This window comes from Pseudomonas sp. LBUM1657, assembly GCF_059716075.1.
On sequence record NZ_CP166799.1, the window covers coordinates 4,371,892 to 4,394,716 of the forward strand.

The 22,825-nt window shown below is 60.6% G+C and carries 21 protein-coding genes; 9 read left to right on the forward strand and 12 right to left on the reverse strand.

The window, feature by feature from the left end; genetic code table 11:
* Positions 1–58 precede the first annotated feature (58 nt).
* The 3 genes from ACA055_RS20255 (at position 59) to ACA055_RS20265 (ending at position 2,652) form a co-directional block, all read left to right on the forward strand.
* The gene (locus tag ACA055_RS20255; RefSeq protein ID WP_497680259.1) at positions 59–1,207 is read left to right on the forward strand and encodes an aldose epimerase family protein; all 1,149 of its coding nucleotides are present in this window, start codon (positions 59–61) and stop codon (positions 1,205–1,207) included.
* Positions 1,208–1,330: 123 nt separating this feature from the next.
* Positions 1,331–2,152 (forward strand): aldo/keto reductase, encoded by an 822-nt coding sequence (locus tag ACA055_RS20260; protein ID WP_497680260.1) that lies wholly within the window; start codon positions 1,331–1,333, stop codon positions 2,150–2,152.
* A 29-nt stretch (positions 2,153–2,181) separates the two neighbouring features.
* Positions 2,182–2,652 (forward strand): DUF1810 domain-containing protein, encoded by a 471-nt coding sequence (locus tag ACA055_RS20265; protein WP_497680261.1) that lies wholly within the window; start codon positions 2,182–2,184, stop codon positions 2,650–2,652.
* On the opposite strand, the gene ACA055_RS20270 is transcribed toward ACA055_RS20265, so the two are convergent.
* Positions 2,617–4,977, reverse strand: a complete 2,361-nt coding sequence (locus ACA055_RS20270; protein WP_497680262.1) for a DNA polymerase II — start codon at positions 4,975–4,977, stop codon at positions 2,617–2,619. The genes ACA055_RS20265 and ACA055_RS20270 overlap by 36 nt on opposite strands.
* 411 nt (positions 4,978–5,388) lie before the next feature.
* Here ACA055_RS20270 and ACA055_RS20275 point away from each other — a divergent pair, with 411 nt between their 5' ends.
* Positions 5,389–5,829 carry a CBS domain-containing protein gene (locus tag ACA055_RS20275; RefSeq protein ID WP_131059904.1) on the forward strand — a complete coding sequence of 147 codons (441 nt, stop codon included), beginning with the start codon at positions 5,389–5,391 and terminating at the stop codon, positions 5,827–5,829.
* Between the two features lie 44 nt (positions 5,830–5,873).
* Here ACA055_RS20275 and ACA055_RS20280 read toward each other — a convergent pair whose 3' ends face one another.
* The 3 genes from ACA055_RS20280 to ACA055_RS20290 all read right to left on the reverse strand — a co-directional run bounded on the left by ACA055_RS20280 (position 5,874) and on the right by ACA055_RS20290 (position 8,498).
* A complete protein-coding gene (locus tag ACA055_RS20280; RefSeq protein ID WP_497680263.1) occupies positions 5,874–6,497 on the reverse strand; it encodes a glutathione S-transferase in 624 nt (207 codons plus the stop codon).
* A 69-nt stretch (positions 6,498–6,566) separates the two neighbouring features.
* Positions 6,567–7,187 carry a cysteine hydrolase family protein gene (locus ACA055_RS20285; protein ID WP_497684457.1) on the reverse strand — a complete coding sequence of 207 codons (621 nt, stop codon included), beginning with the start codon at positions 7,185–7,187 and terminating at the stop codon, positions 6,567–6,569.
* A 225-nt stretch (positions 7,188–7,412) separates the two neighbouring features.
* Entirely contained in the window at positions 7,413–8,498 is a 1,086-nt protein-coding gene (locus ACA055_RS20290) for a DUF1615 domain-containing protein (RefSeq protein WP_497680264.1), read from the reverse strand.
* A gap of 385 nt (positions 8,499–8,883) precedes the next feature.
* Here ACA055_RS20290 and ACA055_RS20295 point away from each other — a divergent pair, with 385 nt between their 5' ends.
* Positions 8,884–11,097, forward strand: a complete 2,214-nt coding sequence (locus ACA055_RS20295) for a TonB-dependent receptor (RefSeq protein ID WP_497680265.1) — start codon at positions 8,884–8,886, stop codon at positions 11,095–11,097.
* 126 nt (positions 11,098–11,223) lie between these two features.
* Entirely contained in the window at positions 11,224–12,759 is a 1,536-nt protein-coding gene (locus ACA055_RS20300; RefSeq protein WP_497680266.1) for an FAD-dependent oxidoreductase, read from the forward strand.
* A 124-nt stretch (positions 12,760–12,883) separates the two neighbouring features.
* Here the strand turns inward: ACA055_RS20300 and hemB are convergent, their stop codons facing one another.
* On the reverse strand, positions 12,884–13,858 hold the full coding sequence (gene hemB / locus ACA055_RS20305) for a porphobilinogen synthase (protein ID WP_497680267.1): 975 nt from the start codon (positions 13,856–13,858) through the stop codon (positions 12,884–12,886).
* 244 nt (positions 13,859–14,102) lie between these two features.
* The gene (locus ACA055_RS20310) at positions 14,103–14,813 is read right to left on the reverse strand and encodes a glutathione S-transferase family protein (protein ID WP_497680268.1); all 711 of its coding nucleotides are present in this window, start codon (positions 14,811–14,813) and stop codon (positions 14,103–14,105) included.
* Between the two features lie 371 nt (positions 14,814–15,184).
* On the opposite strand from ACA055_RS20310, the gene ACA055_RS20315 reads away from it, so the two are divergent.
* Entirely contained in the window at positions 15,185–15,859 is a 675-nt protein-coding gene (locus tag ACA055_RS20315; protein WP_497680269.1) for a histidine phosphatase family protein, read from the forward strand.
* Between the two features lie 126 nt (positions 15,860–15,985).
* Here ACA055_RS20315 and mnmH read toward each other — a convergent pair whose 3' ends face one another.
* Both mnmH and selD read right to left on the reverse strand, forming a co-directional pair.
* The gene (mnmH, locus tag ACA055_RS20320; protein WP_497680270.1) at positions 15,986–17,089 is read right to left on the reverse strand and encodes a tRNA 2-selenouridine(34) synthase MnmH; all 1,104 of its coding nucleotides are present in this window, start codon (positions 17,087–17,089) and stop codon (positions 15,986–15,988) included.
* A complete protein-coding gene (selD, locus tag ACA055_RS20325; RefSeq protein WP_497680271.1) occupies positions 17,089–18,123 on the reverse strand; it encodes a selenide, water dikinase SelD in 1,035 nt (344 codons plus the stop codon). The genes mnmH and selD overlap by 1 nt, the downstream gene beginning before the upstream one ends.
* A gap of 247 nt (positions 18,124–18,370) precedes the next feature.
* On the opposite strand from selD, the gene ACA055_RS20330 reads away from it, so the two are divergent.
* Positions 18,371–18,598, forward strand: coding sequence for a DUF6555 family protein (locus tag ACA055_RS20330; protein WP_059405408.1), 228 nt, complete (start codon positions 18,371–18,373; stop codon positions 18,596–18,598).
* A gap of 69 nt (positions 18,599–18,667) precedes the next feature.
* Here ACA055_RS20330 and ACA055_RS20335 read toward each other — a convergent pair whose 3' ends face one another.
* The 3 genes from ACA055_RS20335 to ACA055_RS20345 form a co-directional block, all read right to left on the reverse strand.
* A complete protein-coding gene (locus ACA055_RS20335; protein ID WP_150766720.1) occupies positions 18,668–18,835 on the reverse strand; it encodes a metallothionein in 168 nt (55 codons plus the stop codon).
* Between the two features lie 72 nt (positions 18,836–18,907).
* Positions 18,908–19,363, reverse strand: a complete 456-nt coding sequence (locus tag ACA055_RS20340; RefSeq protein WP_497680272.1) for a DMT family transporter — start codon at positions 19,361–19,363, stop codon at positions 18,908–18,910.
* Positions 19,363–19,857, reverse strand: coding sequence for a DMT family transporter (locus ACA055_RS20345; protein WP_497680273.1), 495 nt, complete (start codon positions 19,855–19,857; stop codon positions 19,363–19,365). Before ACA055_RS20345 ends, ACA055_RS20340 begins: the two co-directional genes overlap by 1 nt.
* Before the next feature lie 206 nt (positions 19,858–20,063).
* On the opposite strand from ACA055_RS20345, the gene ACA055_RS20350 reads away from it, so the two are divergent.
* On the forward strand, positions 20,064–21,005 hold the full coding sequence (locus tag ACA055_RS20350; protein ID WP_497680274.1) for a LysR family transcriptional regulator: 942 nt from the start codon (positions 20,064–20,066) through the stop codon (positions 21,003–21,005).
* Positions 21,006–21,127: 122 nt separating this feature from the next.
* On the opposite strand, the gene ctpM is transcribed toward ACA055_RS20350, so the two are convergent.
* Positions 21,128–22,810 (reverse strand): methyl-accepting chemotaxis protein CtpM, encoded by a 1,683-nt coding sequence (gene ctpM, locus ACA055_RS20355; RefSeq protein WP_497680275.1) that lies wholly within the window; start codon positions 22,808–22,810, stop codon positions 21,128–21,130.
* Positions 22,811–22,825: the final 15 nt, after the last annotated feature.

The window sequence follows — 22,825 nt, forward strand, 5'->3', positions numbered from 1 at the left end:
TTAAAACTCGATCAGTAGTCTGACTAATCTACCAAAACAACAAGAAGGAAGGTCAACCATGCTTCACTCCCGATACCCACTCTGCTGCCTCGGACTGTCCCTGATGATCGCCTCCCTCTCCGCCCAGGCCGCCGGTTTGTCCAGCGAACATAAGCCCTTTGGAAAAACCAATGACGGCACGCCGGTCGAGCAATACGTTTTGCGCAACAGCCATGGCCTGCAAGCCACCGTCATCACCTACGGCGGCATTCTGCAGTCGCTGAAAGTCCCGGATAAAAACGGCAAGTTCGAGGACATTGTTCTGGGTTTCGATAATGTTCAGGGCTACCAGAGCGGCACGGCGTACTTTGGCGCGACCATCGGGCGCTTCGGCAATCGCCTGGCCAACGGTGCGTTCGAACTGGACGGCAAGCGCTATCAAGTGCCACTCAACGACGGCTCGAATTCGCTCCATGGCGGCCCCCAGGGTTTTGACAAACAGGTCTGGAAAGCCGAACCGCGCAACGGCAAGGATTCGGTGGGCGTGACGCTGACGAAGGTGTCGGCGGACGGTGAAATGGGTTTCCCCGGTAACCTGAAAACCGAGGTTACCTACAGCCTCAACGAGAACAACGAGCTGCGCATCGAGTACAAGGCCTCCACCGATAAACCCACGGTGCTGAACCTGACCAACCACAGCTATTTCAATTTGGCCGGCGCGGGTAACGGTGATGTGCTGAAACAGGTCGCGACCTTGCACGCCACTCACTACACACCGGTCAACGGCAAGCTGATCCCGACCGGTGAATTGGCTCCGGTGGCCGGCACGCCGATGGATTTCACGCAGCCGACGGCCATCGGAAAAAACATCAAGGCCGATCATCCACAGTTGAAATTTGCCGAACCGAAACAGGGTGGCTTCGACTTCAACTGGGCGCTGGACGCCAACGGCGACCTGGGCAAGCTCGCCGCCGATGTCAGCGACCCGCAGTCCGGCCGCAGGTTGCAGCTCTACACCACCGAACCTGGCGTGCAGTTCTACACCAGCAACTTCCTCGACGGCACGGTGAAGGGCAAGGCCGGCAAGACCTATGCGCACTGGAGTGCGTTCACGCTGGAGACCCAGCACTATCCTGACTCGCCGAACCAGCCGGACTTCCCGTCGACGCGACTCGATCCGGGCAAAGTATATGCCCAGAGCACGGTGTTGAAGTTCTCCGCCAAGTAACCGCTCTGCGTTTGGGTATGTTGCAGCAGCCGATCCTGCGAGGCTGCTGCTACATGCCAGGGAACCTGCGGGCTATTCTGCTGCCAACCGTAGTATCCATCGAGTAACTCAAAGGAGGTTTTCATGCGGACCCTCGAACTGGCCGGCGTCAACGTACCGGTCATTGGCCAAGGCACCTGGCGCATGGGTGAAGATCACGCCCAACACACCAAAGAAGTCGCAGCACTGCGCCTGGGCATCGAGTTGGGCATGACCCTGATCGACACCGCGGAAATGTACGCCGAAGGGGGCGCTGAAGAGGTGGTCGGCGAAGCCATCGCGGGCCTGCGCGATAACGTCTTTCTCGTCAGCAAGGTCTATCCGCACAACGCCAGCCGCAAAGGTATCCCCCAGGCGTGCGAGCGCAGTCTGCAACGGCTGGGCACCGATTACATCGATTTATACCTGTTGCATTGGCGCGGTGAGTACCCTCTGGAGGAAACGGTCGATGCCTTCGAGCGGTTGCGTGAACAAGGCAAGATCGGCCGTTGGGGTGTGTCCAATTTTGACGTGGATGACCTGCAAGAGCTGGCCGCACCGGCCTGCGCTACCAATCAAGTACTCTACAACCTGGAAGAACGGGGCATAGAATTCGATTTGCTGCCCTGGTGCCGCACACAGCGACAGCCCGTCATGGCTTATTGTCCGATTGGCCAGGGCGGACAACTGCTCGACAACCACACGCTCAAGCAAGTCGCCGCCCGTCACGGGGTGACACCTGCACAGGCCGCGCTGGCATGGATCCTGCGACAGGAAGGCGTGATCGCCATCCCCAAAGCGGTCAGCCCCGAGCACGTGCAACTCAATGCGCAAGCCGCGCAATTGCAGCTCGAAAAGGAGAGTCTGGAGGCGCTGGACCAAGCGTTTCGCGCGCCACAACGAAAGCAGCGACTGGCCATGGTCTGAGCCATCGCGGTCTGACAGAGGGCTTCTGCATGAGAAGCACCGATCAGCTCGACTCCTTTAATCTGCAACGCTTTATCCAGGCGCAGGACCCGGTGTTCGACCGGGTTCAGGCCGAGTTGAACGCCGGCCACAAGCGCAGTCACTGGATGTGGTTCATCTTTCCCCAGTTCGCCGGGTTAGGCGGCAGTGAGATGTCGCGCCACTTCGCCATTCGTTCCGCCGAGGAAGCCGTGGCGTACCTGAAGCATCCGCTACTGGGCTCTCGCTTGCGTGCCTGCACCCGGCTGGTGCTAAAAATCGAAAAGAGCTCGATTGCCGCCATCTTCGGCCATCCCGACGATCTCAAATTTCACTCATCCATGACGTTGTTCGCCCAGATCGCCCCCGAAGACAATCTCTTCAAACAGGCACTGGACCAGTACTTCCACGGCATACCGGACGGCTGGACGTTAACGCTGATGGATTCAAAACAGGCCCAACTGCCCCCCAATCAGGGTTGAAAAGTCGTCGTCCACAAACGGCAGGATCGCATCCGCCACCGGTTGCAGTTGCCGGGTGACGTAATGGTCGTAATCGATGGGCGCGCTGCGGATTTCCAGCGGCTCGGGGCCGGCGACGGTGATCACGTAGCTGATCCAGCCACCGTTCTGGTACTGCCGTGGACGGCCCTGCTGGTCGTTGTAGTCATCGGCGATCCGCGCGGCACGAACGTGGGGCGGGACGTTGCGCTGATAGTCGTCGAGGGTGCGGCGCAGGCGTTTGCGGTAGATCAGCCGGTCGTCGAACTCACCGGCCAGGGTCTTGCGCACGTAATCGCGCACATAGTCCTGATAGGGTTTGCGATGGAAGATCCGTGAGTAGAGTTCCTGCTGGAACTGACGAGCCAGGAGCGACCAGTCGGTGCGCACGGTTTCCAGGCCCTTGTAGACCATCTCGTCCGTGCCATCGGCGCGGGTCACAAGCCCGGCATAACGCTTCTTGCTGCCCTCCTCCGCACCGCGAATGGTCGGCATCAGGAAGCGTTTGTAGTGGGTTTCGAACTGCAACTCCAGCGCACTCTCCAGTCCATATTCCTGCTGCACATGTTCACGCCACCACTGGTTGACGTGATCCACCAGCGTGCGGCCGATCTGCGCCGCTTCTTCCTGACCGTGGGCGCGGCGCAGCCAGACGAAGGTTGAGTCGGTATCGCCGTAAATCACCGCGTGGCCCTGGGCCTCGATCAATTGACGGGTGCGCAGCATGATCTCGTGCCCACGCAAGGTGATGGACGACGCCAGGCGCGTATCGAAGAAGCGACAGCCGCTGGAACCGAGCACGCCGTAGAAGGCGTTCATGATGATTTTCAGCGCCTGGGAAAGCGGCGCGTTGTGTTCGCGCTTGGCGGTTTCCCGACCTTCGGCGACTCGGGCGACGATGGCCGGCAAGCAATGCCGGGTTCGTGAAAAGCGTGCGCCACGAAAGCCCGGCACCGACTCGCTGTCATCAGGATGTTCGAGTCCCTCGATCAAGCCCACCGGGTCGATCAGGAACGTTCGGATGATCGATGGATAGAGGCTTTTGTAGTCGAGCACCAGCACCGATTCGTACAGCCCCGGTTGCGAGTCCATGACAAACCCGCCGGGGCTGGCTTCAGGTGGCTTGCCGCCGAGGTTGGGCGCGACGAAACCCTGGCGGTGCATCAGCGGCATATACAGGTGCGTGAACGCCGCCACCGAACCACCGCTGCGGTCCGCCGGCAGTCCGGTGACGCTGGCCCGCTCCAGCAGGAAGGTCAGCAACTGGGTCTTGGCGAAAATCCGCGTCACCAGTTCGCAGTCCTTGAGGTTGTACTTGGCCAGCGCCGGTTTGTCCTCGGCGAACATGCGGTTGATTTCGTCCATGCGCTGGTAAGGCTTGCTGATCGCTTTGCCCTCGCCGAGCAGGGTTTGCGCGACGTTTTCCAGGCTGAACGACGGGAAACTCCAGGTCGCCGAACGCAGGGACTCGATGCCGTCAATGATCAACCGGCCGGCGGCCGAAGCGAAATAATGATTGCGGCTACCGTGCTCGCGCCACTGCATTTCTTCGCCACCACGGCCCAGTTTGAGCGGCACTGCCAGGCGCCTTGCGTGTTCGTGGAGCACACGCAGATCGAACTGCACGACGTTCCAGCCGATGATCGCGTCGGGGTCGTGCCGGGCGAACCATTCGTTGAGTTTTTTCAGCAGCAGGATTCGGGTATCGCAATACTCAAGCTGGAAATCCACCTCGCAATCATCGCCATTGGGCGGGCCGAGCATGTACACCTGGCGTTCGCCGCAGCCCTCCAGCGCGATGGAATACAACTCGCCCTGAGCGGTGGTTTCGATGTCCAGGGAGACCAGTCTGAGCGTCGGCCGGTAGTCGGGATCGGGTTTCATTTGCGCGTCGAGCAACAGGCCCTCGGCATCGAGTATGCCGCCAAAGACCACAGGCGCGGTGATGAACCGCTCCATCATGTAGCGTTCCGGCGGGCGCACGTCGGCTTCGAACATGTCGACACCGGCCTTGCGCAGCGCGGTTTCCAGGCGCATCAGCTGGCCGTGTTGCTGGCAATACAGGCCCAGCACCGGGCGATGCTCAAAGTCCTGCAGCGCCAACGGTCGTAGCTCGACGTTCTTTTCGCCGCGCAGCAACGCTTCAGCCTGCTCGCGCTGGGCCGCCGGGATGAATGCCACGGACGGTTGATGAGGCAGGCGGATACGCTGGGGACCGGCATCGGTCGCCAGCCAGAACTCGACTTCCGTACCGGCCGGGGTATCGCGCCAATGCCGGGTCAGGACGAAGCCCCGCTGTAAATCCACCACTGCAACCTCAATACCTGATCAAGGCTGCAATTCTACGCGTCATCGACGCCGCACACTCGGATTGATCTGACCACTCGCACCCTGTGGGAGCGGGCTTGCTCGCGAAGGCGGTGGGCCAGTCGACACTTGTATTGACTGACCCACCGCCTTCGCGAGCAAGCCCGCTCCCACAGGTCCGCGTCATGCCAAAGGTTACGTGCGCCGGTTGTGCATTTCCCGTGCATCGACCACCCGGCCAATCGTCATGTTCCCGCCGGGTTGCGAACGTTTATCGACCTGGCACACGAGCTTTACCGAAGAAAATCCGCCGAATGGCGTTTTTTGAGTGTTATCTGCCGCTTTCTGCCTTGCCCTCTGCGCCAGTGTCTACGATTCTTCAAGGACAACGACAACACCAGAGAAACCGCCATGAAAACCGTCGCCCAGCTACTGAAGTTAAAGGCTGAACAAAATCACGAAGTCCACATCATTGCGCCTCATCAAATGGTGCTGGAAGCGCTGATGGTCATGGCCGCGAAAAACGTCGGCGCCTTGCCGGTCGTGAAGAATGGCGAGGTCGTCGGCATCATCAGCGAGCGCGACTATGCGCGCAAACTGGTGCTCAAGGGCCGCTCCTCCGTCGGTACGCCGGTCGAAGACATCATGGTCTCGCCGGTGATCACCGTGGACACCCATCAAACCGTCGAAACCTGCATGGGCATCATGTCCGACAAACGCCTGCGTCACTTGCCAGTGGTGGAAAACGGCCAGTTGATCGGCTTGCTGTCGATTGGCGACCTGGTCAAGGAAGCCATCGCCGAACAAGCGGAACTGATTCGGCAGTTGGAGCAGTACATTCGCGGCGAGTAGTCCCTTTGTGGGAGCGAGCCCGCTCCCACATTGGTTGGGGATGTTCAGGCTGGCCAGTGCCGGGCGAAAACCGGCGCCAATATCGGGTGACGATCGATACGTTCCAGCCAAGCGAAAAAACCCGGTCGGGAACTGCGCAAATGTTCCCGGCTCCCCGCCCACCGCGTGACCACCGCCGCCAGCACATCCAGCGCTCCCGGTGTTTCATCGCCCAGATACAGCTCGCCGGAAAACTGATCGGCAAACACTTCCCAACTCCAATGCAGGCGCTCGCGGGCACCGACCATGAGGTTTTGCCTGGACGCTTCATCCGCCTTGGCCAACCAGCGTTCGGGATAGTCGATGATGCCGATGGCCGCGTAGCAATTGCTGACGATGTACGCCAGACCGCGGATGGCCTGATCGCGTTCGGCGGCGTTTACCGGCAGCAGCTTCGACTTGGGAAACGTCAGCCCCAGATGAATCAGGATCGCTGCACTCTCGGTAAGAACCCCGCCATCGGGCAATTGCAGCGTCGGAATCTGCTTGAGCGGGTTCAGTTTCTCCAGGGCTTTGGCTGCCTCCGGGGACGATTCAACGTCAATGAATCGATAGGGGATCTCACAGAGTTCCAGCGCAGCCTCAATCGCTGCCGCGCCCGAGTTCTTATGTCCGTAGAGCTGGTACATAAACACCTCCTTGGGATGGTCTCTTTGTAGCAGCTGACTCTCTGCCCGCGGAATAATTTCTTTTAGTCATCACCCGAGCGCCGCGAGCAACTCCGTCGTGGTGACAATCGAATGGGCGTACGTCGGCCCGTTGATCTCATGGGCGGCATGCATCGCTTCCGGGCTGAAAGCTGCCGTCGCGTCGCGTACCAGCGTTACGTGGTAACCGAGTTCAGCGGCGAATTTGCCGGTGGTTTCGATGCAGGTATTGGCGAGCATGCCCACCACCACGACCTTGTCGATACCGTGCTGCTTGAGCAAAAAGTCCAGGTCGGTGTTGGCGAAACCGCTGCCGCCCCAGTGCTCCTTGACGATCACATCACCGGCCTCGGGCTGGAAGTCCGGATGCCACTCGCCGCCCCAGGTTCCGGCGGCAAACACCTGAGCGCGGCTGGCCCCTTGCTGATAAGGGCTGGGGTGTTTCCAGCGAGCCAGTTCATCGGGTTCGGCGCGGTGATGCGGCACGTAGAAAATCTGAATCCCGGCCTTGCGAATGGCCTCCACCACTGTTTTCAGATTGGCCAACGTCCCCACGCTATCGGCCACCGGTTTGGCATGGCCGTGTAACTTGCCGCCTTCGCTGAGAAAGTCATTGTAAGGATCGACCAGCAACAAGCCGGTATGGGCGGGAACGTAGGGACTGGTCATGATCGACTCCTCGGAAGGGCAACGGTACGCGCCAGCTAACCAGTGTAGAAGGCGCCATGGACAGCGCCGGTGCCACCCGACGACCGCCGTCCCGTCAGTCGAGGTGACGAACCTGTGGGAGCGGGCTTGCTCGCGAAGAGGGCATTACATTCAACATCAATGTGACTGTCACACCGCCTTCGCGAGCAAGCCCGCTCCCACATGGATTGCACTTAACTGGTGGACCGCTTAACGCTTCATACACCGCTGATAACGTTCATCGACCCGCTTGGCAAACCACGCCGTGGTGAGTTTGCGGGTGATTTTCGGGCTCTGCAGCACGATCCCCGGCAGCACCGCACGTGGCAATGAGCGGCCTTCGGCCTTTTCGGCTAACGCGAAGACCTTTTGATAGAGACGGGTTTCCTCGAATTCGAGGCTTTTGCCCTCCTCCAGTTGGTCCCTGATCGTCGGATTGCGCATGCCCAGCTGCTTGCCGAGTGTGCGCACGGCCAATTCCGTGGCGCCGGGCATGATGGAATCGTAGCGCACCAGGTCACCGTCCAGCGCCAGCGGTATACCCGAAGCACGACTCACCGCGTTCTGAAACGCCGCGTTGCGACTGGCGTACCAACCGGCATTGAAATCGGCGAAGCGGTACAGCGGCTGCTGGTAGCTCACCGGATAACCGAGCAAGTGTGCGATGCCGAAATACATGCCGCCGCGTCGGCTGAACACCTCGCGACGAATCGTGCCGTCCACTGGGTATGGATAATCCTTGGCCTGTTGTTCGGCGAAGTCGATGCTGACTTGCATCGGGCCACCGGTGTGCACCGGGTTGAAACCACCGAACAGGGTCCGCCCCATGGGCACCATGCCGATGAAATCATCGAAAATCGCGCTGAGCTCCTTTTCGCTGCGCGCGGCATTCAGTCGATCGCTGTAGCTTTTGCCATTGGATGAACTCACCTGCAGCGCGCCGCTCACCAGCAGGCCGGGAACATGGACTTTGGCGGCGCGACGGTCGATCTCGTCCCGGGCGATCTTGCCCAGGCCTGGCACCGGCGGGTCCACCTGGAAGGTCGACTCCTGCTCGGTGACCGCCAGTACCGAGCACAGGTTTTGCGTGGACGGATAAATGTCCTGGGCGGCAAAGGCTGCGTAAATGTCAGTGGCCCAGCCTTGCCGGTCGACGGTCTTGGCCGGCAGCAGGCGCATGATCTCGGCCTTGACTACGGCAGGCTTGCGCGCCGGTGGTTCCTGAATCCGTTGAGTGCCGCAACCGGCCAGTACCAGCAGCGCGGCGACGCTCATGATCAATCGATTGGCTTGCATGTCGCTCCATCAAATCCGTTGAGCCGGGTTAACCATACGACCAATGGCATGGCGCAGGCTATGACTGTCCCGACGACGCACTGTTCCTTCAACGGACACACATACCTGTGGGAGCGGGCTTGCTCGCGAAGGCGGTGGGGCAGTCGACACTTGTATTGACTGTCACACCGTCTTCGCGAGCAAGCCCGCTCCCACATGAATTGCGCCTTTACCGACAGCCATGGCCCATCAGTCATTAATCATTACCTTCACACCGTAATGACAAACTGATTGCACGGCGTGACTGAGAACCACTACCATTCGCCTCTGGAGTCGTATTTGCGCAAGGAGTTCCCGCGCGGTCACTTTCTTTTTCTCACTCGCGGCGCGCCGCCAGGTACGAAATATGAATACTCCAGCCCGAATCGGCGTGCCCTTTCGCCCGACTCTTCTCGCCTTGCTGTGCTCCCTGTCCGTGACCGCCCATGCAGCAACGCCCGCGACCGATCCGGAAAACGGCGGCAAGGCGGTGGTGCTGGACAACGTCAACATCAACGCCCCGGCCCCCTCGCCGTCCGCCCTGCCCCCGCCGTATGCCGGTGGTCAGGTGGCGCGCGGCGGACAGCTGGGTGTGTTGGGCAATCAGGACATCATGGACGTGCCGTTCACCATGTCGTCCTACACCGAGCAACTGATCCAGGATCAGCAAGCCGAAGATGTCGCCGACGTGCTGCTCAACGATTCCTCGGTGCGTCAGGCCAGCGGGTTTTCCAACCAAGCGCAGATTTTCATGATCCGCGGCTTGCCACTCACCGGCGACGATATTTCCTATAACGGCCTATACGGCGTCCTGCCGCGGCAGATCATTTCCACCGACGCCCTGGAGCGCGTGGAAGTCTTCAAAGGCCCGAACGCGTTCATCAATGGCGTGACCCCGACCGGCTCCGGCATCGGCGGTGGCGTCAACCTGCAACCCAAGCGCGCCGGGGACGTGCCGTTGCGCCGTTTCACCACCGACATCAACGATGAAGGGCGCATTGGCGAACACCTGGACATCGGCCAGCGCTTCGGTGAAGACAACCGCTTCGGCGCCCGCGTCAACCTGGCGCAACGGGAAGGCGACACCGGCATCGATCACGAAAACCAGCGCTCCAAGCTGTTCGCTATCGGCCTCGACTACCGCGGTGACGCCCTGCGCATTTCCGGCGATTTCGCCTACCAGAAACAACGGGTCAACGGTGGCCGCAACACGGTGAACATCGGCACCGCCACGCACATCCCGGATGCGCCGTCGGCCGACACCAACTACGCGCCAAGGTGGGGATTCACCGAGATCGAAGACACCTTCGGCATGATGCGCGCCGAATACGACCTGAACGACAACTGGACCGCCTACGCCGCCGGCGGTGCCAAGCACACCCGCGAAGTCGGGCGCTACAACTCCACCACGCTGGTCGGCAACGACGGCAGTTCAACCACCAGCGGCTCGTTCATTCCCCACGACGAAGACAACAAAAGCGTTATGGCCGGCCTCAATGGCAGATTCGCCACCGGCCCGGTCAGCCACAAACTCAACTTCGGCCTGGCCGGAATCTGGACCGAACAGCGCAGTGCCTTCGATTTCGACCTGACCCCCTATGCGAACAACATCTACCATCCGGTCGAAGTACCGGCGCCGGGGCCTGGTTTCTCGGGCGGCGACGTGAACGATCCGGGCATCGTCGGCAAGACCTTCGTGCGCAGCGGCGCGGTGTCCGACACCCTGGGCTTCTTCGACGACCGCCTGTTGGTGACCGTCGGTGTGCGTCGCCAGCAACTGGTGGTCCAGGGCTTCGCCTACGGCACCGGCACCCGGACTTCCAAATATGACGAGTCGATCACCACCCCGGTCTACGGCATCGTGTTCAAACCCTGGGAATACGTGTCGTTCTACGCCAACCGCATCGAAGGTCTGGCTGAAGGCCCGACGTCGCCTACTTCGGCAGCCGGACGCGTCGTCATCAACGGCAATCAGGCGTTTGCACCCGCACGCTCCAAGCAGCTCGAAGCCGGTGTGAAAGTCGACATGGGCACCTACGGCGCCAGCTTCGGTGTGTACCGCATCGAGCAACCGAGCGACGGCTACACCGAAATCGTCGACGCCACCACCGCGCGCTTCGTGCGGGAAGGCGAACAGGTCAACAAAGGCGTCGAACTCAACGTCTTTGGCGAGCCCATCAGCGGCCTGCGCCTGATCAGCGGCCTGACCTTGATGGACAGCGAACTGAAGAAAACCCAGGGCGGCCTCAATGACGGCAACGACGCCATCGGCGTGCCGAGCTTCCAGTTCAACGCCTCGGCGGATTGGGACGTACCCGGCCTGCAAGGTGTTGCGCTGAATGCGCGGATGCTGCGCACGGGTGGTCAATACGCCGATGCGGCCAACAACCTCAGCCTGCCAACCTGGAATCGCTTTGATGCCGGTGCCCGTTACGCGTTCAAGGTCCAGGAAAAAGACGTGACCTTGCGCTTCGGCATCGAGAACCTGGCCAACAAGAAATACTGGGAATCGGCCCAGGGCGGTTACCTGACCCAGGGCGAACCACGGGTGGCGAAGTTGTCGGGCACCATCGACTTCTAATCACCACGGTTCAACAAAAAGGCCCCGCAGCTTCACGGCTGCGGGGCCTGTTCCGTTGGGCGGTCAACCTGTCCGTATGTCTGGGTTGAACCATACTAGATCCACCCAACCGCGGAGGACAGGCTCATGAACCGTAGCGACGTGCTGATCATCGGCGCCGGCCCGACCGGTCTGGTACTGGCGCTGTGGTTGAGCAAACAGGGCATCCGGGTGCGGATTCTCGACAAGACCTCGGCACCTGGCACCACGTCGCGGGCGCTGGCCGTCCAGGCGCGGACGCTGGAGCTGTTTCGTCAGCTCGACCTCAGCGAGGCCATTGTGCGCAACGGCCACCGAGTGGCGGCCGCCAATTTCTGGGTCAAGGGCGAACCCGTGGCACGCTTGCCGCTGTCCACCATCGGCGAAGGCCTGACACCCTACGCGTTCCTCGAAATGTTCCCGCAAGATGAACACGAACGGCTGCTGATAGAACGTCTTGAAGCCTTTGGCATCAAGGTGGAACGCAGCACTGAGCTGGAGAGTTTCGAGGAAACCGGCGACGGCATTACCGCCCGACTGCGCTTGCCCGATGGCCAGCAGGAAACTTGTCAGGCCTGTTATCTGGCGGGTTGCGACGGCGCCCGGTCGATCGTGCGCAAGACCCTCGACACCGGTTTTCCCGGCGGCACTTACCAGCAGGTTTTCTACGTCGCCGACGTGCAGGCCAGCGGGCCGGCACTCAATGGCGAATTGCACCTGGACCTGGATGAAGCGGATTTTCTCGCCGTGTTTCCCTTGAAAGGCGAAGGTCGCGCACGCCTCATCGGCACGGTCCGCGACGAGCGCGCCGAACAGGCCGAAACCCTGCGTTTCGAAGACGTCAGCAGCCGGGCCATCGAGCATCTGAAGGTGCAGATCGAACAGGTGAACTGGTTCTCGACCTATCGCGTGCATCATCGGGTGGCGGATCACTTTCGCACCGGGCGCGCGTTTCTGTTGGGTGACGCCGCCCACGTCCACAGCCCGGCCGGTGGCCAGGGCATGAACACCGGCATTGGCGATGCCATCAACCTGGCCTGGAAACTGGCGGCGGTATTGAGTGGCGGTGCCGAGGCCAAATTGCTCGACACCTATGAAACCGAGCGCATTGCCTTTGCGCGCAAACTGGTTGCCACCACCGACCGCGTGTTCAGTTTCGTCACTGCCGAAGGCCGCATGGCCGATTTGCTGCGCACCCGCGTCGCGCCGTTTCTGATTCCCAAAATCGCCTCACTGGGAACCAGCCGCGAGCTGCTGTTTCGCACGGTGTCGCAGATCACCCTCAATTATCGCGGGATGCCGTTGAGCACCGGTGTTGCCGGGCACGTTCATGGTGGCGACCGGCTGCCTTGGGCGCACGACGGTGAAGCAGACAATTTCGGATCGCTGAAGTGTCCGACCTGGCAGGTGCATGTGTACGGCGACACCAGCGACGAAATGATCGCCTGGTGCCACGAACATCATTTGCCGTTGCATGTTTTTGACTGGCGGCCGGCGTTTGAAACAGCGGGCCTGGGGCGTAATGGATTTTACCTGTTGCGGCCGGATACGTACGTGGCGGTTGCCGAGACGTGCTCCGATCCGAAGGTGATCGAGCGGTATTTCAGGGATCACGGGATCCGGCCGTTTTTCGGCTCACCCTGATTCAACACCGTCCAAAATGTGGGAGCGGGCTTGCTCGAGAAGGCGGTGGGTTAGTCGACATTTGGATTGACTGACACTCCGCTTTCGCGAGCAAGCCCGCTCCCACATTGGATATTGGGTGGTCTTAAATCCCGGCCACGGCCAAGTCCATCGCAAAGTAGGTGAAAATCAAATCCGCCCCCGCTCGCTTGATCGCACCGAGGCTTTCACGCACCACACGATCTTCATCGATCGCCCCGGCCTGGGCGGCGAATTTGATCATCGCGTACTCGCCGCTCACCTGATACGCCGACAGCGGCAGGCGCGATACTTCGCGAATATCGCGGATGATGTCCAGGTACGCGCCGGCGGGTTTGACCATCAGTGCGTCGGCGCCTTCCTGTTCGTCCAGCAGTGATTCGCGTACCGCTTCGCGGCGGTTCATCGGGTTCATCTGATAGCTTTTGCGGTCGCCCTTGAGCGCGCTGCCGCCGGCTTCGCGGAACGGACCGTAAAGCGCCGAAGCGAATTTGGTCGAATAGGCCATGATCCCGGTCTGGGTGAAACCAGCCTCATCGAGCGCGCGGCGAATGGCCTGGACCTGCCCGTCCATGGCGGCCGACGGGGCGATCACATCGGCACCCGCACGAGCCGCCGCCACGGCTTGCTTGCCGAGGTTGATCAGGGTCAGGTCGTTATCGACCTCGTGGTTGTGCAGCACGCCGCAGTGGCCGTGGTCGGTGTACTCACAGAAACAGGTGTCGGACATGACGATCATCTCCGGCACCGCATCCTTGGCGATGCGCGACATGCGCGACACCAGGCCGTTGTCGCTCCAGGTGTCGCTGCCGCTGCTGTCCAGATGGTGCGACACGCCGAAGGTCATCACCGACTTGATCCCGGCCCGGGCATAGCGCTCGATCTCGCCCGCCAGTTTCGACTCCGGAATACGCATCACACCGGGCATGCTTTTGATCGGCACGAAGTCGTCGATTTCTTCCTCGACGAAGATCGGCAGCACCAGGTCATTCAAACTGAACTCGGTTTCCTGGAACAGACTGCGCAGGCTCGCATTGCGGCGCAGACGGCGTGGACGTGCTTCGGGGAACTGACTGGACATGGGTATTCCTGAAAATCGAGGGACGAGAAGAAAGTCGAAGGGGGTAGAGCTTATGCCCTGCAAGGTGCAGCGCACAAACGTCGAACGCTCAAGACTGCATTGCTGGAATCGCAATAATCTTCGAGCCAACACAAGACTCCTGTGAGAGTGGGCTTGCTCGCGAAGGCGGTGTGTCATTCAACATTGATGTCGGCTGACACGGCCTCTTCGCGAGCAAACCCACTGCCACAGGATTTGGTGTGGATCAGTTCGAGACTGGTTTGGGGATTTCCAGCCCGCGCACCACCGCCGGCCTGGCCAGGAAGCGCTCCAGCACCCGAGTGACATTCGGGAAGTCCTGGATGCCCACCAACTCGCCGGCTTCATAGAAGCCGATCAGGTTGCGCACCCACGGAAAAATCGCGATGTCGGCGATGGTGTAGCGCTCGCCCATGATCCAGTTGCGCCCCTCCAGACGCCCGTCGAGCACCTTGAGCAAGCGTTTGCTCTCATCCACGTAGCGGTCGCGGGGACGTTTGTCCTCGTAGTCTTTGCCGCCGAATTTATTGAAGAAACCGACCTGACCGAACATCGGCCCGATACCACCCATCTGAAACATCAGCCACTGGATGGTCTCGTAGCGCGCTGCTGACTCCTGGGCCAGCAGTTGCCCGCTTTTGTCGGCCAGGTAGATCAGGATCGCGCCGGACTCGAACAGCGCCAGGGGTTGGTCGTCCGGACCGTGCGGGTCGAGAATGGCCGGGATCTTGTTGTTCGGGTTCAGCGACAGGAATTCGGGGGACAGTTGATCATTGCTGTCGAAGCCCACGCGATGCGGTTCGTAGGGCAGGCCGATCTCTTCGAGCATGATCGAAACCTTGACGCCATTGGGGGTCGGCAGGGAATACAGCTGAATCCAATCGGGGTATTGAGCGGGCCATTTTCGGGTGATGGGGAACGCGGACAGATCGGTCATGGGAAGGATCCACGAAGAAAATTGAGAGGGACGATCATAATGCAGGCGATGTCGAAGGCCGCGATCTTTTGGTGTTATCAATATTGCTGATGAACAAGATCAAAAGAGTCGCAGCCTTCATCAGCGCCTATAGGTGTACCGTGTCCATAAATCCGCAACATCTTGTCGGTAACCTTTGCTCCAAGCCGTGCAAGGTTACCGATACAGTGCTGCACACTCGTCGGAATCGAACCAATGGGCTTCAGAGGACTCTGAGCTATGCCCTTTCGGAAACGGACCGGCTCAACGACATGGAAAACACCCGACGCTGGACGCTCGTGGTGTAAAGGTTTGTCAGCCTTAACCGAATGCGCTGAAGAACCCTTTATTCCATGATGATCCTTCTCAAATTCGCCAAACGCTTCAAGCATCGCGCGTATGTCGTTCTGCCCGCCTTGCTGGCGACGAGCGCGCTGTTCTTGTCGCTGGAATCCAGCGAAAGCCGCGCCCAACCGGCGGACGGCACTCAGACGCTGGTATTCCTGCGCCACGCGGAAAAACCCGCCGGCGGCCTGGGCCAGCTCAACTGCCAGGGCCTGAACCGTGCTATCGATCTGGCCACTTTGCTGCCGGAAAAATTCGGCAAGGCCAACTACGTGTTTGCGGCCAACCCGACGCGCAATGTCGAGGAAGGCGAACTGGACAATTCCTACAGCTACATCCGCCCCTTGATGACCATCAGCCCCAGCGCGATCAAGCTCGGTTTGCCGGTGAACATCAACTTCTCGGCCAACGACACCAGCGACCTGGCCGATGAACTGCTCAACGACAAGTATCACAACGCGGTCATCTACACCGCCTGGTCACACGGCTACCTGCCGGAGCTGATCAACAAGGTCGCGGGAGAAGCCGTCGGCAAGAAACAGAACATCACCGATGACTGGGAGTCCAGCGACTACGACTCGCTGTACGTGCTCACGCTGACCTGGCACAACGGCAAGGCCAGCATGGAGAGCCACAGCTACAAGCAAGGGCTGGATAATGGTCGGGAGACTTGCCCGACCTAGTGGCTTCAGTATTCGGGTCGCCTGTCAGGGCCCCTTCGCGAGCAAGCCCGCTCCCACATTAAATCTGTACGACGCAGATCTAATGTGGGAGCGGGTTTGCTCGCGAAGGGGCCGGCAAAACCACCCTCACCCTCGCTGACTGACTCGATCCCGCAGGTACTCAAGAACCGCCCCCCGCTCTCCGGCAAACTCGATCCGTGCACCCTTCTTCTCCCGCTGAAAGGCATACATCGGGTCGTAATACTCGCTGAGCAACCCTTCGATCCAGCCCCGATGCAGGTCCACCGCTCCGCTGCTCGCCTGTTCAGCCAAAGCGTCTTCCATCAGGATCAACATCCGCCGATGACGCTCACCGCCCAGTCGTTTCTGGACGTTGTTCAGGCTCGCCAGCAAGCGCTCGGCAAACAGCGCGAAACCTTCATCGCCGTGCACGTCGATAAACTCGGCACATAAATCCACCACGTAATCGCGCAGGATCCGCTCGACCCGCCCTTCCAGGCTGTCTTCCAGCCAGACCACCGGAAACTGCTGCATGCCCTGAAACAGCGGCAACGGCAAGGCACAACTGCCGACCATGCGGCTCTCGTCTTCCAGCACGAACTGTTCAATGCCTCGGGCGCGTTTTTTCAGCACGTCCACCGCCAGCCGGTTTTCAAAGTCGATGTTGGACGGTTGACCGGTGGCGCGCTTGCCGAAACTGGAGCCGCGATGATTGGCGTGGCCTTCAAGGTCCAGCCCGTTGCTCAATTGTGTGAGCACCTCGGTTTTGCCGGTGCCGGTCATGCCACCGAGCAAGACGAAGTCGCACTGGGCAATTGACTGATCGAGCGTGTCGAGCAGGAAAGTCCGCATGGCCTTGTAGCCGCCACCGACCCGCCGATAGTCGATGCCCGCTTCGTCCTTGAGCCACTGCTGGACGATTTGCGAGCGCAAACCGCCGCGAAAACAATATAAAAAACCGTCCGGATGAGCCCGGGCAAAGTCAGCCCAGGCCTGGATCCGCGCGGCTTTTATCTCGCCGGACACCAACTGATGCCCCAGCGTAATGGCCGCTTGCTGACCCTGCTGCTTGTAACAGGTGCCGACCCGCTGGCGCTCGTGGTCATCCATCAACGGCAGATTGACCACACCGGGGAATGAGCCTTTGAGAAACTCGACCGGCGCGCGGGCATCCATCATCGGTCGGTCGTTGAGAAAGATGTCGCGGTAATCGGTGAAGTCGATGGACATCAAAACACCTCTACCGCGTTGGTCTGTCGTTCGACCAGCTCACCGATCGGTTCCAGGCTCAGGCCCAATTCAGCCGCCACTTTGAGGAATTGCTCGTTGCCTTCGGCAGTGACTGCGATCAGCAGGCCACCGCTGGTCTGCGGATCGCACAGCACGCGTTTGTGCAGTTCCTGAACACGTCCGATCTTGCTGGCGTAGCTGTCGTAGTTACGCAACGTACCGCCCGGTACGCAGCCTTGCTCGAGGTAATACTCGACACCCGGCAGGCGTGGCACGCGGTCATATTCAATGCGGGCCGTCACGTTGCTGCCGTCAGCCATTTCCACCAGATGCCCGAGAAGGCCAAAACCTGTGACGTCGGTCATTGCCGTCACGCACTCAAGCTTGCCGAAACGGCTGCCGGGTTTGTTCAGGGTGCACATCCAGTCGCGGGCCAGACCGATGTCGGCATTGCGCAACTTGCCCTTCTTTTCGGCGGTCGTGAGGACGCCGATGCCCAGGGGTTTGGTGAGGTAAAGCAGGCAACCGGCGGTGGCCGTGTCGTTGCGCTTCATGTGGCGTTTTTCCACCAGCCCGGTCACGGCCAAGCCAAAGATCGGCTCCGGTGCATCGATCGAATGCCCGCCGGCCAATGGAATCCCCGCTTCGTCGCAGACCGAACGTCCGCCACGAATGACTTCCCGGGCAATCTCCGGCGCCAGCACATTGACCGGCCAGCCGAGGATGGCAATCGCCATCAACGGGTCGCCGCCCATGGCATAGATGTCGCTGATGGCGTTGGTAGCGGCGATGCGGCCGAAATCGAACGGGTCATCGACGATCGGCATAAAGAAGTCGGTGGTCGAGACCACGCCGCGCTCTTCGTCGATGGCATACACCGCCGCATCATCGCGCGAGGCATTGCCGACCCAGAGTTTCGGGTCCAGGTTCTGCGCCCCGCTGCCGGCGAGAATCACCTCCAGCACCTGGGGGGAAATCTTGCAGCCACAACCAGCGCCATGGCTGTATTGGGTCAGACGAATCGGCTCGCTCATGGGGGTATCTCGTGAGGTCAATGGCGCCGATTCTAGCAGAGCATGCCCCCGTAACGCGTTTACCTGCCGCTGACCTTGTGCGAGGAGCTCAGCAAGGGCAATCAGCAAGGATCATTGGGGTTTGCAGGTATTGCATGGCAACGAGCCACAAACCTTGTCGCTACCGGCGGCAGCCGTCCGACAATCCGACTGAATTTTCCGCAAGCCCGACGATCCCTCTATTACCACAGGGAGGAATACGGGCTTTATGAACAACGCAAAACTTTTCGTCATTGAATACACCCTTCATGGCGCCCCCAAGTCTTTCATTATCCGCCTGGACAAAATGGATAATGCGGAGGCCTGGCATTGGGCAAGCTGCGACGCCGGTGTGGGTCGGATCCCACGCTTTGGCCGGGAAAAGGTGCAGAAGACCAGCAAGCCGATGGCGGAGAAATTCGGCGTCGAGAACGTGACCTGGCGACCGGCGAACTGAACATCAGGGAGGATGGAGCAAGTCAGAACTGAAAGTGGAGCCCGAGTGGCTCCACTTTATTTGGACGAGCTATTTGGCGTGGGCGCACTTGCAGCCCTTGCTGGCACATTCTTCGCCATGTTCGTGGTGCTTGGCGCAGGCTTCGCAGCAATAGTGTTTGCCGTGGCGCGCAATCGGATGTTCGCCGAGTTTGCAGGAACATTTGGGGCAGTCGCAGATACTTTCACTGTCGATCATGGGTCTGACTCCGTGGGTGTGGTCGTCCGGGCCTCGCAAATGCGACCCGTACCACCAGTGTAGGAGCTTGCGTCAGCCCTGCCGGGTACTGCTGCGATACATGAACACCAACGCCAACCCGAGACACACCATCGCCAATATCCGGCTGCTGGACAGCTCGATCGCCGGGTTGCCCAGCCAGCCGAAGTTATCGATCAGCATCCCCATCCCCAACTGCCCGACGATTACCGCGACCGTCGCCACCGCTGTCCCCACCCGCGGCACCGCACCGACCATCACCATCATGTAAACCACCCCGAACAGCGCGCCGCTGAGCTGCCATTTCGGCACGTCCATCAAGCTCACTGCGTGGGCCGGTTCGAAAAACAGAATCAGCAACCCGGTGGTCACTGCACCAACAACAAAGGTCAGCAAGCTGCTGCGCAACACACCGACGGTTTCACCAAGCCGGCCATTGATCGCCGCCTGAATACTCAACACCGCACCGGCCGCCACGACCACCGCCAACAAAATAATCAGATTCATCATCAACCCCGAGCGATCAGAACAAGTGCCGCGACAATCAGCAGCAAGGCCAGCCAACGTTCACTGTTGACCTTTTTGCGGGTAGCGCCGAACCAGCCAAAGTGGTCGATCAGCACGCTTTTGCCGACCTGCCCGGACAGGATCGCAATCATGGTCATCGCGATGCCGATGTGCGGCGTGGCCAGGGTCAGCACCACCACGTACATCGGCCCCAGGAAACCGCCAATCAGCTGCCAACGCGGCAGCTCGCTCAGCGCCGGGCCCTGTTGCGGGCCGCTGAACAACAACAGCAAAAACAGAATCGCCGAGCCGACGCCGAAGATGCTCAAGGTCGCCCACAAGTGACCGACCTGACCCCCCAGCGGCCCCAGCAACCCGGCCTCCACGGAAAGGCCCATGCCGGCCAGGATCACCAGGGGTAAAAGCAAAAGCCGCAACCCGGGTTTTGTTGCAGGCATTGCGACAGCGCCGGCGTCATCGATTAAAGAAGATTGCATAGAGGAACACCATTCATCAGATAGAACACGGACCCTTGTGGGAGCGGGCTTGCTCGCGAAGGGGCTCGGTCAGTCATCATTGTTTGTCGAATGACCCAGCGCTTTCGCGAGCAAGCCCGCTCCCACAATTATCGGTTGGCGATCCTTTGCGATAAATGGGAGCATCCTGACAACACTTTTGCGCAACTCGCACAGCAGGATTCGCCATGCACGGCCTCAACGAACTGGGATTCAAGGCACTTCGACTGTTTGTCGCGGTGCTCGACCACGGCAGTTTTTCCGAAGTCGCCCGCCGCGAGGGCCTGGCGCCCTCTTCGATTTCCCGGCAGATTCAACTGATGGAGCAAGCCTTGAGCCTGCAATTGCTCTACCGGCATACCCGCGCCGTCACGCCCACCGAGGCCGGGCGCCTGCTCGGTGACCACGCACGGTTGATGCTGGTGCAACTGGAGGAAGCCGAACAGGCCTTGCAGGAACAGCAAAGCGAGCCCAGCGGGCTGGTGCGGATCAACGCGCCGGTGGTGTTTGGCCAGCGGCACCTGTCCCCGTGGCTGGGGAAACTGTGCGAGCGCTACCCGAAACTGCAACTGGATATCCAGCACACCGACAGTTACGTCGCCCCCTTGCAGGAAGGCGCCGACCTGCTGTTTCGCATCGGCCCGCTGCACGATTCGAGCATGCAGGCGCGCATTCTGGCGCCGCAACGCTTCCAAGTGGCGGCCAGCCCCGCTTATCTGAAACGTCACGGCACGCCGCAACATCCCGAAGACCTGATGACCCATCAATGCCTGGCCTATAAAGGCGTGGCCGGCCAGCAGCGCTGGTTTTTTCGCAAGGGTCAGCAGGACTGGACGCCCTACTCCGTGAAGGGGCCGATCACCGGCAACCACGCCGACACCCTGACCCAGGCCGCCGAACAAGGCCTGGGGCTGGTGATGTTTCCGTCGTGGCTGATTGGTGAAGCGGTGCGCAAAGGCACGCTGATGCCGGTGCTTGGGGACTATCAGGTATCCAATAGCCTTGAACCACAACAGATCGCCGTGCTCTGGCCCGGCAGTCGACGGTTGTCGGTGAAGGTCAGGACGGTGATTGATTTTTTTGTCGAATGTTTTGGCGAAGTGCCGTACTGGGACAGGCCTATAAACTAAGGATTGAACACCACAATCCCTGTGGGAGCGGGCTTGCTCGCGAAGGCGGCGTGTCAGGCAACAATAATGTCGACTGACACTCCCTTTTCGCGAGCAAGCCCGCTCCCACAGGTTCCGGGGTGTCAGATACGGAACTGTCCGACCAGTTTGCCGAGGCGCTGACCAAGATCAGCCAGGCTGCGAGATGTCTGCGCACCGAGCTGGGTTTCATCGGCAACGTTGTCCACGGCCACGGCGATCTGATGCACGCTGCGGTTGATCTCTTCGGCGACGGCGGTTTGCTCTTCGGCCGCGCTGGCGATTTGCGCGTTCATCGAGTTGATGGTGGCGATCAATTCGGCCATGGTGTCCAGTGACGCGCCGGCCTCGTTGGCCTGGGCGGAAGTGCCGTCACCGGCTTCACTGGAACGGCGCATGGCTTCCACCGCCGACTGGGTGCCCGCCTGCAAGCGGTCGATCATGCCCTGGATTTCCTGGGTACTGATTTGCGTGCGACTGGCCAGCGCCCGCACCTCGTCCGCGACCACCGCAAAACCACGGCCGGCCTCACCGGCGCGGGCAGCTTCGATGGCGGCGTTGAGCGCCAGGAGATTGGTCTGCTCGGCAATCGAACGGATCACCCCGAGCACGCTGACAATCGACGACACGTCCTTTTGCAGGCTGTCGAGGGACACGCCGCTGCTGCGAATGTCGTCCACCAACGCATGGATTTTCACGATGCTGCCGGCCACCACACGCTTGGCGGCCTGACCTTCTTCGTCGGTCTGCTGGGCGGCAACCGCGGCGCTCTGCGCGCTTTTCGCCACTTCCTGAGCGGCGGCGGACATCTGGTTGATCGCCGTGGCCACCTGATCGGTCTCGTGACGCTGGCGCTCCATGGCCTGATCCGAGCGTTGAGCCTGGTCGGAGACCTGATTCACCAGCCCGGTCAGTTGCGACGTCATTTCGGTGATCTGGCGCACCAGGCCGTGGATCTTGTCGACGAAGCGGTTGAACGAGCCGGCCAGTTCGCCGAGTTCATCCTGGCTGGTGATGGTCAGGCGCCGGGTCAGGTCGCCCTCGCCCGCCGCGATGTCGTCGAGGTTGGCTTTCATCAGGTGCAACGGACGCAGGATGGTGTTGGCCAGCAGCATCCCGGCAGCGGCGATCACCAACAGCACGATGGCGGCAATCCCAACGATGCTCAGCACCACGCCTTGCATGCGTTCCTGGACTTTGGCTTCAACCACTGCCACTTGCGCTTCGATGCCGTCGAGGTTGACCGAGGTGCCGACCGCCATGTCCCACTTGGGCAGGTATTCGGTGTAGCCGAGCTTGGGCACCAACACTTGCGTATTGCCCGGCAGTGTCGAGCTGTATTGCAGGTAGTGGGTACCGTCCTTGGCGACTTTCACCAGGTCGCGGTTGACGTAGACGCCGTTCGGATCGCGGTTGTCCTTGAAGCTCTGGCCCACGCCTTCGGGGCTGTTGGCCTTGAACAGACGCACGGTGTTGGAGTCGTAGCCGAAGAAGTAGCCGTCCTTGCCGTAGGTGATGCTCGACAGCAACTTGACCACCTGGGCCCGCGCCGCGTCATCGCCAGGCGCGGCCGCGTCGTAGAGCGGTTTGATCGTAGACATGGCGACGGCGACGTAGCTTTGCAGGGTCGCCTTCGCATCACTGAGCAGGCGCTGGCGAGTTTCCTCGACTTCCTTGCGGGCTTGCTCCTGCAGAATGAACAGCGTGGTCAGGCTGATGACCAGCGCGAAGAGCAACACCGGGAGGACGGCAAGGGACAGGACTTTAGCCTTCAGGCTCATGCGCATGACGTTCACTCTTTT

Excerpts from the sequence above, each read along its gene's own strand:
- ACA055_RS20255 (WP_497680259.1), top strand. The coding sequence starts at position 59 with ATGCTTCACTCCCGATACCCACTCTGCTGCCTCGGACTGTCCCTGATG.
- ACA055_RS20300 (WP_497680266.1), top strand. The coding sequence starts at position 11,224 with ATGAACCGTAGCGACGTGCTGATCATCGGCGCCGGCCCGACCGGTCTG.
- ACA055_RS20350 (WP_497680274.1), top strand. The coding sequence starts at position 20,064 with ATGCACGGCCTCAACGAACTGGGATTCAAGGCACTTCGACTGTTTGTC.
- ACA055_RS20335 (WP_150766720.1), bottom strand. The coding sequence starts at position 18,835 with ATGATCGACAGTGAAAGTATCTGCGACTGCCCCAAATGTTCCTGCAAA.
- ACA055_RS20280 (WP_497680263.1), bottom strand. The coding sequence starts at position 6,497 with ATGTACCAGCTCTACGGACATAAGAACTCGGGCGCGGCAGCGATTGAG.
- ctpM (WP_497680275.1), bottom strand. The coding sequence starts at position 22,810 with ATGCGCATGAGCCTGAAGGCTAAAGTCCTGTCCCTTGCCGTCCTCCCG.
- ACA055_RS20260 (WP_497680260.1), top strand. The coding sequence starts at position 1,331 with ATGCGGACCCTCGAACTGGCCGGCGTCAACGTACCGGTCATTGGCCAA.
- ACA055_RS20290 (WP_497680264.1), bottom strand. The coding sequence starts at position 8,498 with ATGCAAGCCAATCGATTGATCATGAGCGTCGCCGCGCTGCTGGTACTG.
- mnmH (WP_497680270.1), bottom strand. The coding sequence starts at position 17,089 with ATGTCCATCGACTTCACCGATTACCGCGACATCTTTCTCAACGACCGA.
- ACA055_RS20330 (WP_059405408.1), top strand. The coding sequence starts at position 18,371 with ATGAACAACGCAAAACTTTTCGTCATTGAATACACCCTTCATGGCGCC.
- ACA055_RS20275 (WP_131059904.1), top strand. The coding sequence starts at position 5,389 with ATGAAAACCGTCGCCCAGCTACTGAAGTTAAAGGCTGAACAAAATCAC.
- ACA055_RS20345 (WP_497680273.1), bottom strand. The coding sequence starts at position 19,857 with ATGCAATCTTCTTTAATCGATGACGCCGGCGCTGTCGCAATGCCTGCA.
- ACA055_RS20265 (WP_497680261.1), top strand. The coding sequence starts at position 2,182 with ATGAGAAGCACCGATCAGCTCGACTCCTTTAATCTGCAACGCTTTATC.
- ACA055_RS20315 (WP_497680269.1), top strand. The coding sequence starts at position 15,185 with ATGATGATCCTTCTCAAATTCGCCAAACGCTTCAAGCATCGCGCGTAT.
- ACA055_RS20340 (WP_497680272.1), bottom strand. The coding sequence starts at position 19,363 with ATGATGAATCTGATTATTTTGTTGGCGGTGGTCGTGGCGGCCGGTGCG.
- selD (WP_497680271.1), bottom strand. The coding sequence starts at position 18,123 with ATGAGCGAGCCGATTCGTCTGACCCAATACAGCCATGGCGCTGGTTGT.
- hemB (WP_497680267.1), bottom strand. The coding sequence starts at position 13,858 with ATGTCCAGTCAGTTCCCCGAAGCACGTCCACGCCGTCTGCGCCGCAAT.
- ACA055_RS20295 (WP_497680265.1), top strand. The coding sequence starts at position 8,884 with ATGAATACTCCAGCCCGAATCGGCGTGCCCTTTCGCCCGACTCTTCTC.
- ACA055_RS20310 (WP_497680268.1), bottom strand. The coding sequence starts at position 14,813 with ATGACCGATCTGTCCGCGTTCCCCATCACCCGAAAATGGCCCGCTCAA.